This window comes from Flavobacterium sp. NKUCC04_CG (assembly GCF_019345525.1).
Taxonomy (GTDB): Bacteria; Bacteroidota; Bacteroidia; order Flavobacteriales; family Flavobacteriaceae; genus Flavobacterium.
Genome location: NZ_JAHKRA010000004.1, coordinates 15241 through 31475, shown reverse-complemented (window position 1 = coordinate 31475; position 16235 = coordinate 15241). Strand labels below are relative to the sequence as shown.

General features: G+C 36.8%; 14 protein-coding genes. 6 read left to right on the top strand and 8 right to left on the bottom strand.

The genetic code is table 11. The features are described from left to right. Positions 1-550: 550 nt before the first annotated feature. From KO524_RS04165 to KO524_RS04155, 3 genes are all read right to left on the bottom strand, one after another. Positions 551-1669 carry an AraC family transcriptional regulator gene (locus KO524_RS04165; RefSeq protein WP_219290690.1) on the bottom strand — a complete coding sequence of 373 codons (1119 nt, stop codon included), beginning with the start codon at positions 1667-1669 and terminating at the stop codon, positions 551-553. Between the two features lie 12 nt (positions 1670-1681). After that, positions 1682-2656: an AraC family transcriptional regulator gene (locus KO524_RS04160; protein ID WP_219290687.1), complete on the bottom strand. Its 975-nt coding sequence runs from the start codon at positions 2654-2656 to the stop codon at positions 1682-1684. 298 nt (positions 2657-2954) lie between these two features. Further along, a complete protein-coding gene (locus KO524_RS04155) occupies positions 2955-4040 on the bottom strand; it encodes a DUF2891 domain-containing protein (RefSeq protein WP_219290686.1) in 1086 nt (361 codons plus the stop codon). A 181-nt stretch (positions 4041-4221) separates the two neighbouring features. Between KO524_RS04155 and KO524_RS04150 the strand changes: the two genes are divergently transcribed. From KO524_RS04150 to KO524_RS04125, 6 genes are all read left to right on the top strand, one after another. Continuing rightward, on the top strand, positions 4222-4797 hold the full coding sequence (locus KO524_RS04150) for a hypothetical protein (protein WP_255555131.1): 576 nt from the start codon (positions 4222-4224) through the stop codon (positions 4795-4797). A gap of 8 nt (positions 4798-4805) precedes the next feature. Further along, a complete protein-coding gene (locus tag KO524_RS04145) occupies positions 4806-5273 on the top strand; it encodes a hypothetical protein (RefSeq protein ID WP_219290683.1) in 468 nt (155 codons plus the stop codon). Positions 5274-5360: 87 nt separating this feature from the next. Beyond that, complete coding sequence (locus KO524_RS04140) at positions 5361-5774, top strand: hypothetical protein (protein WP_219290680.1); 414 nt, start codon at positions 5361-5363, stop codon at positions 5772-5774. Between the two features lie 149 nt (positions 5775-5923). Beyond that, the gene (gene metG / locus KO524_RS04135; RefSeq protein ID WP_219290677.1) at positions 5924-7984 is read left to right on the top strand and encodes a methionine--tRNA ligase; all 2061 of its coding nucleotides are present in this window, start codon (positions 5924-5926) and stop codon (positions 7982-7984) included. A gap of 9 nt (positions 7985-7993) precedes the next feature. Next, positions 7994-9454 (top strand): hypothetical protein, encoded by a 1461-nt coding sequence (locus KO524_RS04130; RefSeq protein ID WP_219290662.1) that lies wholly within the window; start codon positions 7994-7996, stop codon positions 9452-9454. A 159-nt stretch (positions 9455-9613) separates the two neighbouring features. Next, positions 9614-10333, top strand: a complete 720-nt coding sequence (locus KO524_RS04125; protein WP_219290659.1) for a hypothetical protein — start codon at positions 9614-9616, stop codon at positions 10331-10333. Positions 10334-10442: 109 nt separating this feature from the next. Here the strand turns inward: KO524_RS04125 and KO524_RS04120 are convergent, their stop codons facing one another. The 5 genes from KO524_RS04120 to KO524_RS04100 all read right to left on the bottom strand — a co-directional run bounded on the left by KO524_RS04120 (position 10443) and on the right by KO524_RS04100 (position 15950). Further along, on the bottom strand, positions 10443-11396 hold the full coding sequence (locus KO524_RS04120) for an aldo/keto reductase (RefSeq protein WP_219290656.1): 954 nt from the start codon (positions 11394-11396) through the stop codon (positions 10443-10445). An 82-nt stretch (positions 11397-11478) separates the two neighbouring features. Beyond that, entirely contained in the window at positions 11479-11937 is a 459-nt protein-coding gene (locus KO524_RS04115) for a MarR family winged helix-turn-helix transcriptional regulator (protein WP_219290655.1), read from the bottom strand. A 12-nt stretch (positions 11938-11949) separates the two neighbouring features. Then, complete coding sequence (locus KO524_RS04110) at positions 11950-13563, bottom strand: hypothetical protein (protein ID WP_219290652.1); 1614 nt, start codon at positions 13561-13563, stop codon at positions 11950-11952. A 2-nt stretch (positions 13564-13565) separates the two neighbouring features. Further along, positions 13566-14612 carry an HlyD family secretion protein gene (locus tag KO524_RS04105; protein WP_219290649.1) on the bottom strand — a complete coding sequence of 349 codons (1047 nt, stop codon included), beginning with the start codon at positions 14610-14612 and terminating at the stop codon, positions 13566-13568. A 15-nt stretch (positions 14613-14627) separates the two neighbouring features. Continuing rightward, the gene (locus KO524_RS04100; RefSeq protein WP_219290646.1) at positions 14628-15950 is read right to left on the bottom strand and encodes a TolC family protein; all 1323 of its coding nucleotides are present in this window, start codon (positions 15948-15950) and stop codon (positions 14628-14630) included. Positions 15951-16235 lie beyond the last annotated feature (285 nt).

Here is a 16235-nt window from a genome sequence, read left to right as displayed (position 1 = left end):
AAAATTAAACCTTAAAAAATATAGCTGCTTTTTCGTTAAAACTATCGCTGTATAACGTCTTTTAAGAAAACACGACTGAAACAAGCAAAATTTGACCAAACAAAATATATCGCAACAAAAATCGAAAAAATGTGAATAATTCGCAATATTACACTTTTAATGATTTCTTGATTTAAAACTGTTTAACCACACCGTATCCACCGCAAAGCGACATGATATCTATAGAGCGATTCGTATTAACGAGCCCTTGTCTTATCGATTTAAACCTGAGAGTTATAGTAAAATACCACCCACATAACTTTGTCAAGCTTATAAGTGGCTTTACAAATTCTTTATCTGAAAACAAAGTCGGCGAGAAGAGAAAATGAGACTAAAAAATAAAAACCATCCATAAAACGCTTCAAAAAAGCACCTGATTTTAGAGATTTAAAAGCTATTGCGACTCACCAACGGTGAGTAAAAGGGAGGCCAAACAAAAAATATCGCAATTGTACAGCCGAACAATAACCGAGTTTCAAACTCAAAAATGGCATAAAAAGCCAGCTGTAAATTAAAGCTGCTGTTTTCTATAATCGGCAGGAGAAATGCCGTAATGATTTTTAAAAGCTCTAAAAAAAGAAGTGCGAGAATTAAACCCGCTTTCGGTTCCGATATCGCCAATAGAGGCCACATCTACCCCCTTCTTTAAGAGACTAGAGGCATGAATTATCCTATAGTGGTTGATGTGTTTATTAAAATTCGAATCGAGAACTATAGTGAAAACCTGCGTTAAATGATGTTTGGTCATTTTAAGCGTTTTTGAAAGGGAATCTATAGTCAATTCGGGATTGAGATACAGTTTATCTTCCTGCATTGCTTTGTTTAATCTGTTCAAATAAACCAGTCCCTCCTCCTCTGTAATCTGTGATTTTTCGTACTTTTTATTTGGTAGCTTCTTAACGAGAGACTCCCGATTTTTATCTGTATTTGTAATCGTCACCGCAACCTTATCAACTACGCTGCTGCTGGAAATCAGAATCAGAATATGATACCTAAAAACGATCACAGCCAACATCAACATAAACAAATAAATCAGTACACCACTTACATAAGTCTTTTGGTCTGACAAACCGTGATCAAAACTCAAACCCAAAAAAATCAAAGCCACCAAAACCATTATTTTCATGGCATAATTGGTTACTAACTTCGATTCGATTGCTACTACTGATTCGTTAAACTTTACAAATCCGAATAAAGCATAGGCGATTAGCTGTATGCCTGAAAGCATATATAACACTATGAGATAAATAGAACTGTAGTCCTTTAAATAGCTCCAATTGACCCATAAAACCACATAACTTACAACAAAGATAAGTGCTAAAAAAAAATGAGAAAACAGCTGTTTCCACTTGATGCCTACTTCTTTTTTTAACGCCACTAAGGATAAATAGAAAAACGGACCATAAAACAAGCCAAAAGGAGCACCAACATCGACAAAGGGTATGTGCACAAAAAAGAATCGAGCGACACAGGCGTAAAGGCTATGGAAAATTAAAAAAACCAAAAAGCCCACCATAACTTTATCGAATGATGAACGTTGGTAAAAATTAAAATTGACAAATAAACTCGCCAACGATAAAACCACTACCGCAGTAAGTACTACAAAATACACATACTGAAACAACATCATTTAAACAATCAATTAAAGTATTTTGCCAACAGGCATATTTTCAGCACGGAAACTCGAGGGAGTTTGTCCTACAAAATGTTTAAAATATTTATTAAAAGTGGATTTAGAGTGAAAACCACATTGATAAACCAAGGCTTCAATCGTAAAGTTCTCCTTCGCTAAAAGTAATTTTTTTGCGTGGTTAATCCGATACTCACCTAAAAGCAAATAAAATCCCGCACTCAATTCCTTATTCATCACATCGGATAATACACTTCGGGGTACATCGATAATCAGGGACAAATCTTCTAAAGTAAAATTCGCTTGTAAATACAAATCCGAATTTCCGAAGAAAACCAAAATCTTATCTACCACCACCAATCGGAACGAATCTGCTTTTACAAGATCGATACTTTGCTTTAAATCCACCTCTCGAACAGGACTTACAAAAGCTGAAGCGCCCTTTTTATATTCATATAAAAGATAAAACAAAAAACTAATCGTAGTAACTGACATGCCCACAAACAGAAATTTATTGCTAAAAGAAAACAGCGTAAATGAATTAATCTCTATAAAATCAATCAACAACAAAACCCCTACCACACTCATGTAAAAAGTACAAAAACTAAAAAACATAGTTGCAGACCGAATGGAAAAACTTCTACTAGTAACCTTAAATTTTCTGTGAATTAGATAACTATACACCAACAAATACGCCGATTTGACCAACAAAAAAAAATCGTCTTTAGCATACAGACTCATCCAAAACAAAAAGATAAAAAAAGATATATGAAGAAATTGTGTTTTGCTAAATGATTCTGAAAAAACCTTGGGCTTAGCGACATACAAATAAAGTAGCGGGCCCATAAACAAATCTACCTGCACGTTATACTGTAAACAATGAATCAACAATTGCAAGACTAACAGCCAAAATGCGACTTTTAGAACTCCAATAAATTGAAATACAGCATGTTTTCTAAATTCTGTCAACAAAAGCCTTATAGCCATAACGTTTAACTTTTAGTCAAATAACGGGAACTCCTACTGCTTTAACAGGTAAAAACAGAGACAAGTTCGCAAATTTAGGTGAATATAACTGATTTAAAAAAAAAATCCCAACTTTATCAAAAAGTATCTAATATCAGAGAATAAAAATCACAAAACGAAATTATAATACATTATGAGAATAAAAATACAGAAAAAAGCTAATAATATGAACCATTATTAGCAAAATAAATCAATTACGCCATATAAAACCGATAAAAAACAGTAAAATAAGGATTTATAAAAACAGAATCGGGCAGACCTAATTATTTAAAACAGCGTAGATTGCAAAAGTTCCCAACCAATGACTACCCATATAATCATCATTTGCCAAATTTTTGACGGAATAGTCAAAATGTTGTTTGGCGATTACCCGTAAATGGGCCAGTTCTGGCAACACCTTTGCTATTCCCAATAGCGCATTGGCTCTACTAAAATTTAATCCGTCCAAATGAACCAATTTCCCATCTGATCGGTCACTTACTTTGGCCGGAGTCCATATAAAATTAGAATCAAAAAGCTCTGGCAAAAATTTCTTTAACCAAAGTCGGTATTCCGAACTCGGCAATATTTTACTAAGCAAAAGTGCTTCTTCCAAACAAGGCGATAAGAAATCATAACCGCTTGGTTCATATGCCAAATCACAACGTATATCTTTTAAAAACAGTCGTTTGCTCTCTTTTTGCAGCAGCATTTCAAATTCCTTATCTCCTACAGCTCGAGCATAATCTAAAGCCAACACCAAAGAAAAGGCAGAATTATCGTGTTGTCCCGCCCGAATTGGATATACTAATTTTGGCAGATAAACTTGATAACGCTCCACAATCAAATCGGTCAACGGTTGTAAATTCTTTCCCCATTTATTAAATTGAACATCTTGAGATAAACTCAATTCTTTTTGCAACAACAACAACCAAGCCCAACCATAGGTCCGTTCAAAACTGGAATTGTGCTTTTCTAAAAAAAATGATTTTTCAACTTGTACTTTAGCTGGGGTGATATGCTCATCGAGCAATTGACGAACAACGCCTTCCTTATCTAAATCCGGAAAAACCGTTAGCAATTTAACAATAGACCAATATCCGTGCACTGAAGAATGCCAGTCAAAGCAACCATAAAACACCGGACGTAGTTCGCGAGGTGTTTTTAAATCGAGATTACTAGCCAGAACCTGTCCCAATTTATTGGGATACTCCTGAGTTAAGCAATGTACAGGCAGTTCAAAGATTTGTTCGGCCAGTTCTCTCTCTAGTTTCTGCGGTGCTGTTGTTTGGACACCCACTTGATCCTCTACCTTTTTTTGACAAGCAAAAGAAAAAACCAACACCAGTAATACCATCCATCTCATAAGCCGTTATTATTTTATCGAGTAACTATAATTGTACAAGGATTTCATTTAAAAATTTATTAACCGACTAAAGATAAGATTCCCTTTTTGTTTTTTGTTAAAAAAATGACCCTAGCAGCAGTTTGAATAGAAGTTTCGAACAGATTCGTTTTTTTCATACCTTTAATAAAAAATTGAGAAGATGAAAACCAACCTATTAAAAAGCTTATCAATAGGGGTGCTAATTCTGATTAGCACCTTGATTTCCAGTTGTTCTGATGAAAATTTAACTACTTCAACAGCCTTAAACATTATTGATAATTACTTGACTGAAAAGCCGATTTACGAAACCGCAGAATTACAATTGGGAACTATAAAACTGCGTACTTCAAAAGATGCCGAAGAAATCGAACACTACAAGTCTTTAGAAAAAAAAGGTTTACTATCCTTTGAAGAGGAAAACACCAAGAAGAAATGGTTGTCGAAAGATAGTATTTGGAACACTCAAATACTCATAACCGACCAAGCAAAGCCGTACATCATCAGTCAAAAACCCACGAAGGTAATTTTGAGAGCGGTTCAATACGAACTCGACAAAGACCAACCCTTACAAATCAACAGCAAAAATAAACGCAGTGCCACCATCACAGTGATGTTGTTTAAAAAAGAAACGCCTTTTGCCATCTTGACTGAAGACAAGAATCCCAATTCGGATTTTATAACTCGGAAATTCAAACTCAAATACAACGAACAATACGGCTGGGAGGTTTCTAAATAAATTACCACATGAAAAACGCTTCTATACTAATATTAATCCAAGCTGTTATCGCTTTACTTTGTGGTATTTTGATGTCCAAAATGTCTTTTGTCGGCAGAATGGGTATTCAATTTTTACATCGCGATTATTTGATTTTTAAAACTTGGTGGAAAACCGCTTTACTGATACTGTGCATCCAATTAATCCTCATTGCTATCATGATGCTGGTACGTTATTTTAGTCCGGTTAAAACCACTAAGATGGTTAGTGTGCTTTTTTTGGTTTTGGGCGTTATAGGTGCTTATGCCACTTATATAGATTTCACTACTACTTCACATAAAATGATGAAAGGAAGTTTTCACAGTGGTGGCTATTTATTTTGGGTGGGTTGGATTATCAGTTGTATTTACTTTTTGTTTTGGAACAAAAAGCCAAAACTCGTATTGGCAGATCTGACCGTTCCTAGCAGCGCAACAACAGAAAATGACAAGCTCTAAAAAGCAATTTTAACACGTTTACTGCATATAAAAACATTGTCCAAAAGAATAATAATATGTATGTTTACATCATCTAATAACAGAATTATGAAAAAATACGCTTTTATCGCAATAGCTTCAGTGGCATTCTTGACCTCATGTAATGACACTAAAAAAGAAACTGCAGTTGAAGAACAAGCGGTTGCTACAGAAAATGCAGCAGCAGCTATAGATGCAAACTCAACAAGTGCACCAGCTGCAACTGCTCAAGCAGAGGGCTTGAACCCAGAACACGGACAACCGGGTCACCGTTGTGACATTCAAGTTGGTCAACCCTTAAATACTCCTGTGGCCACACAACCAGCAGCAACAGCTACTGCGGCACCAGCAGCAGCTCCACAGCCTTTCCTAGTGAACGATGCGGCTAAAGCAGCAAACACTGCCGCAACTGGCAATCTAAATCCAGCTCATGGACAACCGGGACACCGCTGTGATATTGCAGTTGGACAACCGCTATCATAAAACATCAAATAAAACGCATTAAAACCATCCTTCGTGATGGTTTTTTGGTTTTAGACAATTATTGTTTGCTAGTCTTATCAATAAAAAGTTTAGCATTCGCTCGCGATTGCTTATTTTTGCGTTCAATTCGAAGTTAAATACTACTCTATATGATACAAGATCCTAAAAGATATACGCTAACCGCGGCTTTGCCATATACCAATGGCCCTATTCACATCGGTCATCTTGCTGGGGTTTACATACCAGGAGATATCTATGCGCGTTATTTGCGTTTGCAAAACAAAGATGTCGCTTTTATCTGCGGAAGTGATGAACATGGAGTAGCTATTTCAATGAAAGCCAAGAAAGAGGGCATTAGTCCTCAACAGGTTATTGACAAATACAATCAAATCATCAAACAATCCTTTGAGGATTTTGGAATTTCATTTGATAATTACTCGCGTACTTCCTCAAAAATTCATCACGATACCGCTTCTGAATTTTTCAAAAAGCTATATGATGATGGGAAGTTTATCGAAGAGGTTACCGATCAATTATACGACGAAAAAGCACAGCAATTTTTGGCCGATCGTTTTGTTATTGGTACTTGCCCTAAATGCGGCAATGAGGAAGCCTATGGTGACCAATGTGAGAAATGTGGAACTTCACTAAATGCCACCGATTTAATCAATCCCAAATCGGCTATATCGGGAAGTAAACCCACTTTAAAATCGACCAAACACTGGTTTTTACCCTTAGACCAATACGATGCATTCTTAAGAGAATGGATTTTGGTAGGACACAAAAACGACTGGAAACCGAATGTTTACGGACAGGTTCGTTCTTGGCTAGAAGACGGTTTAAAACCGCGTGCGGTGACTCGTGATTTGGACTGGGGAATCCCCGTTCCGGTTCCGGGAGCCGAAGGCAAAGTGCTTTATGTATGGTTTGATGCACCTATTGGTTATATTTCGTCTACAAAAGAATGGGCAGCACGTGAAGGAAAAGACTGGGAGCCGTATTGGAAATCAGCAGATACCAAATTGGTACATTTCATCGGAAAGGATAATATCGTTTTCCATTGTGTGATTTTTCCAGCTATGCTAAAAGCCGAAGGCAGTTATATTTTACCCGATAATGTACCGGCCAATGAGTTTTTAAATTTAGAAGGCAATAAACTTTCTACCTCTAAGAATTGGGCGGTTTGGTTACACGAGTATTTAGTTGATTTTCCGGAGAAACAAGATGTTTTGCGCTACGCCTTAACCTCGAATGCTCCAGAAACCAAAGACAACGATTTTACTTGGAAAGACTTTCAAGCTCGTAACAACAACGAATTAGTAGCGATTTTCGGAAATTTCATCAACCGTGTTGTGGTATTGACTCATAAATACTATGAGGGAAATGTTCCTCAACCCAACGAATTTTCTGAAGTTGATTTAGCCACTTTAGCAGAACTAAAAGCCTATCCAAATGTGATTTCCAGTTCTATTGACCGTTACCGTTTTAGAGAAGCGCTTGGTGAAATGATGAATGTAGCTCGATTGGGTAATAAATACTTAGCGGATGAAGAGCCTTGGAAAATGATTAAAGAAAATCCGGAACGCGTAAAAACTCAAATGTATGTAGCCTTACAGATAGCCGCTGCATTGAGTACTTTGGCAGAACCGTTTTTACCTTTTACAGCAACAAAACTAAAGTCGATCTTAAATCTCCAAACAGCACTTACTTGGAAATCGATTACGGAAAAATCGGATTTAATACCGACCAACCATACCATTGGACAAGCAACTTTGTTGTTTGCTAAAATCGAAGATGAAGAAATTCAAAAACAAATCGATAGGCTTGAGAACATAAAAATGAACAATATTGCAGAATCTAAGGTAGTTGAACCTCAAAAAGAAGTGGCCCAATTCGAAGATTTCGCCAAATTGGACCTACGTGTAGGTACTATTATTGAAGCTGCAAAAATGCCAAAAGCCAACAAATTATTAATCTTAAAAGTCGATACCGGAATTGATATAAGAACTATAGTTTCAGGAATTGCAGAGCATTTCTCTCCAGAAGAAATCATTGGGAAACAGGTTACTGTTTTGGCTAATTTAGCGCCTAGAAACCTAAGAGGTATCGAAAGCGAAGGCATGATTTTAATGACTGAAAACAAAGACGGCAAATTGGTTTTTGTCAACCCAGACGCTGAAGCAGTTAGTAATGGCTCTACTATAAGTTAATATCTTCAAATGAAATATACTCTTTTAATCCTTGGGATACTTTTATCGGTATCCCAAGTTTTTGGTCAAAAAAAAATTAACAATCTCAATTTAGACATCAAAGGCAACTCAGTAGTTAACCAATTTTCTGACCAAGAGCAACTATTGAATTACTTATTAATCAATAACAAATCAACCTCCAACATTTATAAATTAAATGCTAAAATGCAGGTTGAAGACTCGATACCTCACACCAAAATCGATTCAAAATATAAGGTGAATTCCGGTTCACTTATAGAGAATGGGCAACCTGTATTATTTTGGTCAACAAAAAGCAAAAATGCCTTTATCTCTCAAAAATTTGATTTTAAAAATCACCTATACGACACTCATGAATTTGAAATAAACCTAAAAAAGGAAAAGGTGTTGTGTCAATTTACAGCAGCAAACCAACTTTTCATATTTACAGTACTCGACGACAGCAACTTAATTAAAGCGTATAGGTTTACCGACTCTAAAACGGTTAGATCACAGCTAATAAACCTGAATTCTCTTGTTTTTTACGATAAGGATTACAAAAAACAGAATCTTGATCAATTTCTAAAGTACTCATTTTCACTCGAAAAAACAGGATATGAGTCCTATGAGTTGCTGCAAATAGACAATGCATCTCCTACGCCACTAGGTTTAGCTACAAATAAGAAAAAATTCTATATTGAGGATAATACACTGATGATCACCTTTGATCATCATATGGACTACACTGAAATAATCCAAATTGACCTAGCCACATACAAAGTCAATCAATTGCACATTAAGAAACCATCTATAAAAGTCGAATCTAGATATGAAATTAATAGCAATTCCTTTTTATACCAAAAAAATCTCGTACAAGTCAAGACTTCTGAATCCAAATTATTTTTAACCATAAAAAATTTAGAAGGCGGTTTGATTGCCGAATACAGTGTAAACAAAAGAGAAGAGATCCCTTTTATCGCTGAAAAGCCAACTTTACAATTCAATAAAAGAAATGGAAATACAAGAGAGATAAAAAAGACATCGGTACTTTTAAATTATCTCAAAAACAACTCTATTGCGGTTACTTGTTCTAAAAATGACGAGGGCTTCAATATCACTTTTGGAGGGATCGACCCTCAGAATAAAGATGTTGAACTTTCGTCCGCTCTAAACGGTAATATGATAGAAACACTAATTTACCAAATATACTATAACTGGCCTAGCAATCCGCCCATGCAAAAATTGCAGGCTTTTTCTCAAGCGCGAGGAATCACGGCTACCATGCTTACAGACCCAAATTTCACATCCATCCCGGGTACTATTAAACCAACGGTATATCAAAATATAAACGCCCATCTCCTTTCAAAAAAGTCTAGCTATAAATCGGAAATTGTATTTCAATTTCAACAAAAAATGTATTTGGGCTACTACGATACTACAATCAACCAATATAACTTTTTTGAATTCGAATAGATGTTAAGGATTCTTTCAAAAAGCCAGTCTTGATGTTTCCACCTTAATCGCAGTTAATTTCACTACGAAAACACGCCTCTTAACGCAATGCCAATTACCTACAAAGCGCAAGAGGCTATACTTTGTTTTACATTCCAAACTAAATTTCAAATCATTATTATGAAAAAACACTACTTTCTAATCGCCTTAGCCTTTTTAACACTAATTACTTCCTGTCAATCAATTCCAATGAGTAAGGAATATTACCAGAAGCATTCGAAGGTGGGTATTATTTCTGTTGTAGATTCCATTTCACTCACTAAAGCGGGTGCTCAAGGGCTATTGGACATGGCTATTTCATCTGGCAAAAAATACAGAGAGCCATTAAAAAGCATCCAACTTGATTTTTCGAGCTCTGAACTCATTTCGGCCGAGATCACCAAACGATTTGAAGCTATAAACAAAACGGTAACTAATCTAGAAACCAATTATCCTATTAAAAAATTTTCAGAAGTATACCCCGCCTATAAAATTCGAAATTCCAGCGAAAAAAGATTTTACAAATTGGATTTGCGCAAGATAAAATCAAAATATGGTTTGGACGAAATCATCGTGATAGAAAACAAATATGGCTTAGCGCTAGACTACTACGGTGCCATCGAAATCGGTAGAAATGCATTTTCTGAAGTAACTGTAACTGTTGTTGATCTAAATTATAATACTGTTATATTTAATGAAGTACAATTAAACACCGAAAAAATAAAAAACGATTGGAAAACACCACCTCACTATGAGAATTTACAGGCTGGTATTCAAAAAGCGATCAATAATAACACCAAAAAAACCCTAGATAAAATTGAACAAAAATTGAAAGCAGCAAAGGACCTTCAAAACAAATAGTTTAACATCTCTTTCCATACAATAAAAATCCATAGGTAGGAGCTGGTAAAAGCTTGTACTTATGGATTTTTAATTATAATCCCCTAACAAAAAAGGTTTGTCAGAATTATCAATATCGACTTGCGTGATTTAACGCATCCTTATCTTCAGAAGTCAGCTTAAGCTCCATTGCTTTGACGATATCTTGCAATTGTGTACTGTTTGTAGCACTGACTATAGGTGTTGTAATCTCTGGCTTATTGATCTGCCAAGCCGTGGCCAAAGTAGCCATAGAAACTTGATGTTCACGAGCGATTTTCTCTAAAGCATCGAGAATACGGAGTCCTCTTTCATTGAGATATCCTTTGACCATATCCTTTCGCTTGCTTCCTTCCAAATCTGCTGCTGTTCTGTATTTTCCACTGAGAAAACCACTGGCTAAAGCGAAATAACTCATTACCGCCAAATCACCTTCTTGTACTATGGGTAAGTATTCGTTTTCGAACTTTGCTCTATCGTATAAATTATATAATGGCTGTACACTGATGTAGCTTGCCCAATGGTTTTGCCGTGCAATTTCATTGGCTGTAGTTATTCGTTGGGGTTCTAGATTGGAAGCTCCAATAAAACGAACCTTCCCTTCTTGTATCAATTGATTGTATATACCCATGGTTTCGGACTGATCGGTTTCCATATCGTCATAATGAGACTGATATAGGTCAATATAATCGGTTTGAAGGCGCTTTAAAGAGGCTTCAACACTATGCCGTATATAATCGGCCTTTAAACCTTTTGAGCCGTCTCCCATCTGCCCACCGACTTTAGTTGCCAAAATAATTTTGTTGCGCTTACCCGATTCTTTAAACCATTTTCCAATAATGGCTTCCGACTCCCCGCCTTGATGACCAGGAACCCAATACGAATAATTATTGGCTGTATCTATAAAATTCAAATCGTTATCCACTAAGGCATCCAACATTCTAAACGATTCCTTTTCATCTAAAGTCCAACCCAATACGTTACCGCCAAAAGACACTCGTGCGACCATTAAGTCCGACTTTCCAAATTTTATTTTATCACTCATCGCTGCTATTTTTGTTTCTTAAATATAGGAAATTCTGAATAAAACATCAAAAAAAATAGGTTAAACTTAAGTAAAAGAAAACCTATTTAGCCAACTGTTCTTGAATATTACGGTTAAACTGATCGTAATAATCCAAAACCACCCGCATGGTTTCAGCAGGTATATCTCCAATCACCAACGATCGCAATTCGGCCAAAATCTTCTGTGCTTGTTCTTCCATAGCCATTCCTTCTGGCGTGAGTTGAATCAATTTAACCCTTTTGTCCGACTCCGTATCACAACGTACCACAAGTTGTCGTTTACTCAAATTATTGATCAAATAGGTCATGCTCACTTTGTCTTTAAGCAACCGGTCTGCCAATTCTTGTTGACTCTGATTATCTTGCTGCCATAGGCACCCCAACACCTGAAGCATCTCTACGGTCAAATCAATTTGTGCTTCCTTAAATCTGCGACGCACTAAAATTCGATAAGCTGATCCGGTTAAATTGGACATTTCAAAAATCTCCGAAAAAACACTTCTCTTTTGTTTGGTGGCCATGGTCTGCGACGTTTAAATATGGTTTCGAATAAAATCTCCTCTTAGCGCCTGTCTCCATCGAACCTTTTTTCGGGTATTGATTGGAGGTACTTTAATCAGGAGCGTCAGTAAAATTAAGACAAATCCCGCTAAAATCACCGTTCCGAAAATATATTGCAACGACAACATGGTCGCTTCGGTTTTAATCGACAGATAAAGCTGTTGTATTCCCAATTGATGCGCTTGTACCCGATCTACTCCGGTGCTCAGTGCCTTATTAAAGGTTTGTAAGTATATATGGTAGGTTTGTGGCTGTGTGAAATCGACTTTTGAAGACAAACGAGTCGTAAAATCCACCAATTTGTAGTTTAACAAATTGCTGTATATACTCGCAAATAACACCGGACCAATAACAGAACGCACTAAAATCAACCAAAAAACAGAAGACAACCCCTCACGTACGGTAAAACCTTGAGCTCCATAAGTGGCAATAGCTATATAAGAAATACCCAATCCCATTCCTCTAAATGCTATGGGAACCAACAATTGTTCCTTTGCGATATAAGGATCCATCAAATAATAAAATTGAATATGGGATATCATATAAGCGCAAATCGCTATCAAATAAATCCCCTTAAAGTTGTTGCCGGTTTTAAACCAATAAAAACTCACTCCTGCCCCAATCAATATTCCGGGTATCATAGCCATGCCCAGTTCAGCCTGCGTTTGTATATTGTATTGTAAAAGATTGCTATAAAACACGGTTTGCAAACTGGTACTGGAGTAAAACATACAAATCAAAAACATAAAGCACAGTGCATAGTTAAAATGTTTGTTCCAAAACAAATCAATTTTAATAAAGGGGTGTTTTAATTTCCTTAAACGATTTTGCAACGTGTAAATCAATAGCGGCAGTAAGCCGATTGCCACAATAATCTCCGGTGCGTCTAACCAATCTCTTATTTTTCCAAATGTCGCGACATAGGCTCCAAGCATTAAGATTGCCGTGGTTAGGAACAGGCTAAACCAATCAAACATATGAAATTTGATTTTTCTAGTATAGGGTTTATTGTGAACAAAAATTAAGACGATTAGAATCGGAATCAGCTGTAGAAACAGTATCGCATAATATCCGTATTTCCAATTATACATAAAAGCCAATACTCCCACTACATAATTTCCGATTTGTCCAAAAGCGATTATAATTGGGTATAAAAAACTGTACTTGATAAAGGGTTGTCCCTTTGGCGCCAAAATAGGTGTTAGCAAGCCCAATATTTCAAGTACGGCTATCATCCGCATGGCTCCTGCTAGAAAGCTTAGTAAAACAATCAAATAGGGCGCTGTGACAACCGTTGTGATATACAATAACACGATTACACTTAAATAGGTTCTCAAGAGTATTGTACGGGTTTTCAACATCCTCTTGAGCTGAAAAAACAACGGCACTACTACCGCCATACCGATATAAGTTGCGTAAAATGCATAGGTATACACCTCCTGAATATTCCCAGATTCGCTGGTTAAGACCGTTGCAATACCCGCATAGGTTCCCACAACCATACAAATCGGAATATTTAACGCAAAAGCCAATACGACAACCAACCAACGCGGTACCCAATCTTCAAAAACACCGGTATTATACATGTTTATTGAATTAGGTTTACCTCGACATTCATTCCTGCTCTCAGGTTTTTTATCGCTACTATAGTGTCCTTATCAAAATCGATTCTAACCGGTATTCGCTGCTCTACCTTAACAAAGTTTCCCGCAGAATTGTCGATGGGAATATTCGAGTACTTGGCTCCTGTGGCAGCAGAAATAGCCGTAATAGTACCCGACAGTTTCAATCCAGACAAGGCATCAACACGAATGTTGACCCGGTCTCCAACAATCAGTTTGGCCGCATCGCCTTCTTTATAATTGGCCGTAATCCATTTTTCATCGCCTTTGACAATGGTTCCTATAGCTTGTGACGCCTGAATCAATTGTCCCTCCTGCAACAACATACGCCCCATAGTACCATCGTAAGGCGCTACAATAATGGTATAAGACAAGTTTAACTCCGCCATGTCTAATTGTGCTTGAGCACGCTTTAGGGTCGCGGCACTGACGCTGACGCGCTGTCCTGCCTCCGCCGAAGTTAATTGACTGCTTTTATCTTGACCTACCAAACTGTTGTATTTGGCCTGTAAGGCCAATTGCTCCGTTTTTACCTGATCGTATTGATATTTGGTCACTGCATCTTTTTCTAACAAGTTCGCATAGCGCTTTAGATTGTCTTCAGCATTATCCAAGCGCGCTTTGAGTTCGGCTATATTGGATTTCGCAACTAAAATATTGTTTTGTGCCGTATTTAATCCCGCGGAAACCACAGCACTACCCGACTGAGCCTCAAGCAAATTACTCACTGCCTGTTCGCGCTGAATCGTAAATTCCCGACGGTCCAAAATCACCAAAGTATCACCTCTCTTCACCGCTTGATGTTCTCTGTAACGAATTTCACTGACATAACCCGATATTCTACTACTGACGGGATTGATAAATTCTTCCACCTGAGCATCATTGGTATAGCCCTTCTCTCCCAATTGAAAAAAAGATACCACCGCCCATATAAGCACTACTACAACAATTAAAATACTTAAGCCGTTTGCGATAATCTTGATTCGCTTTTTGTTTTTTATTTTAGCCTCCATTTGCTGTCCGTCTGTTTATAAATTACCCGTTGTTCGTTCGAGTTTGTAAAAATTAAAAATGCGCTCCGCCTGGCCGTTTTGCAACTGTAACTCCGCATTTAATTTTTCGTTGCTCGCATCAATCATATCGACAAGCAAGGCCAATTGATTAAAATATTTTACTTCTATTTGATTATAGTTTTCTTGAGCCAACTCCACATTTTTTCGATAGGTATCCATTTTTGAATTAGCTTCCTTATACTTGATGTAAGCATGGTGGACCCGTTGATCTATTTCTTGCAACTGTAGTTTTGCAGCCGTTTCTGAATACGAAATACCGTGTTTAGCCAAACTGATTTTTTCCCTGACATGATATAGTGAGGAAATATCATATTTCAGTTTAAATCCGATCTGATATTCATTTAAAAAGATATCTTGAGCCGGTACCACTATGGTCAATGGTCGTTGTAGGTGATTATCAGCGAAAAAATTTAAAACGGGTAATCGTTCTGCCTTAACCAAATCCAGCTCATTCTGAGCCAATTGTAGTTGAAGTGCACTAATTTTGTTTTCTGGAAGCTTGGATACCGCTTCTGCAATCCAATCACCATAAGTACGTTCGGACTGAATTAAGCGCTCATCTACTTCTTCTGGAGAGATTTGTGTGTGTTCAGCTAATCCCAAAGTGACACAAAGCTCGTGATTGATGATCTCAATCGAATTGTCGACTTCCTCTAGATTGAGCTCTAATCTTGACAATTGCAATTGACTTCGAGTAATATCGTTATGGGTAACCATTCCCTCTGCATTTAAACTCTTAATGTTTTTTAAACGCAACAAACTCAATTTGATGTTTTGTTCAAAAACCACTCTTTGTTTTATCAATTTATACAAGTCCAAATATTTCCCAACCAATAATAATTTAACATCAGCCTCGTCTTTATCCAAATTAAGATAGGCCACTTGACTCGCTAGACTCTCCCTTTCAATATTTTTATTAATTCTTCCCCCTGCAAAGATAATTTGACTGGCCTCTAAACCGAATTTCATTCCATTATGAGGCATTGCAGCAATTTCTCTGTTGTTGAAATGCGGATCCCAAATGGTGATATCCGATAGATACGAATACGAAATATCCGTTTCTATTTCCGGTAATCGCGCGGATTTAGCCAGACCGATCTTCTCTTTGGACTGCTCAACACTCCATTGAGCTAATTTGATTCGCTCACTGTTCTTTGAAGTCAGCGCAAACAATTCGGAAATAGACAAATGCAACTCTTGTGCATAACTTCCTAAGGGGATTTGGAAAAACAAAACAAGCGCTACTAAGGGTAACTGTTTTATTAAATCTGTTTTCATTTGATGTGGTTCTCTTTACAGCCAACAAAGTTAAGGCTATAACTATATTTTGTGCAAAAAAAAATATTAGCTGCGATCATTTTTACTAAATCGACATCAAAAAAAAGAAATCGGCAAACAAAGCGCGGTAAAATGCCCCATAATTAAAAGATTTTGTCGGTGTTTTATTCAAAAATCCTGCTATTATACAGTATGGGTTTCTAAGCGTCATATTACATACCAAATAGGCATAACGACTCCTAAAAAACACCTCGCCATAAAATATAACGCCATATATTTCAGTTG

Excerpts from the sequence above, each read along its gene's own strand:
- KO524_RS04165 (WP_219290690.1), bottom strand. The coding sequence starts at position 1,669 with ATGATGTTGTTTCAGTATGTGTATTTTGTAGTACTTACTGCGGTAGTG.
- KO524_RS04160 (WP_219290687.1), bottom strand. The coding sequence starts at position 2,656 with ATGGCTATAAGGCTTTTGTTGACAGAATTTAGAAAACATGCTGTATTT.
- KO524_RS04155 (WP_219290686.1), bottom strand. The coding sequence starts at position 4,040 with ATGAGATGGATGGTATTACTGGTGTTGGTTTTTTCTTTTGCTTGTCAA.
- KO524_RS04150 (WP_255555131.1), top strand. The coding sequence starts at position 4,222 with ATGAAAACCAACCTATTAAAAAGCTTATCAATAGGGGTGCTAATTCTG.
- KO524_RS04145 (WP_219290683.1), top strand. The coding sequence starts at position 4,806 with ATGAAAAACGCTTCTATACTAATATTAATCCAAGCTGTTATCGCTTTA.
- KO524_RS04140 (WP_219290680.1), top strand. The coding sequence starts at position 5,361 with ATGAAAAAATACGCTTTTATCGCAATAGCTTCAGTGGCATTCTTGACC.
- metG (WP_219290677.1), top strand. The coding sequence starts at position 5,924 with ATGATACAAGATCCTAAAAGATATACGCTAACCGCGGCTTTGCCATAT.
- KO524_RS04130 (WP_219290662.1), top strand. The coding sequence starts at position 7,994 with ATGAAATATACTCTTTTAATCCTTGGGATACTTTTATCGGTATCCCAA.
- KO524_RS04125 (WP_219290659.1), top strand. The coding sequence starts at position 9,614 with ATGAAAAAACACTACTTTCTAATCGCCTTAGCCTTTTTAACACTAATT.
- KO524_RS04120 (WP_219290656.1), bottom strand. The coding sequence starts at position 11,396 with ATGAGTGATAAAATAAAATTTGGAAAGTCGGACTTAATGGTCGCACGA.
- KO524_RS04115 (WP_219290655.1), bottom strand. The coding sequence starts at position 11,937 with ATGGCCACCAAACAAAAGAGAAGTGTTTTTTCGGAGATTTTTGAAATG.
- KO524_RS04110 (WP_219290652.1), bottom strand. The coding sequence starts at position 13,563 with ATGTATAATACCGGTGTTTTTGAAGATTGGGTACCGCGTTGGTTGGTT.
- KO524_RS04105 (WP_219290649.1), bottom strand. The coding sequence starts at position 14,612 with ATGGAGGCTAAAATAAAAAACAAAAAGCGAATCAAGATTATCGCAAAC.
- KO524_RS04100 (WP_219290646.1), bottom strand. The coding sequence starts at position 15,950 with ATGAAAACAGATTTAATAAAACAGTTACCCTTAGTAGCGCTTGTTTTG.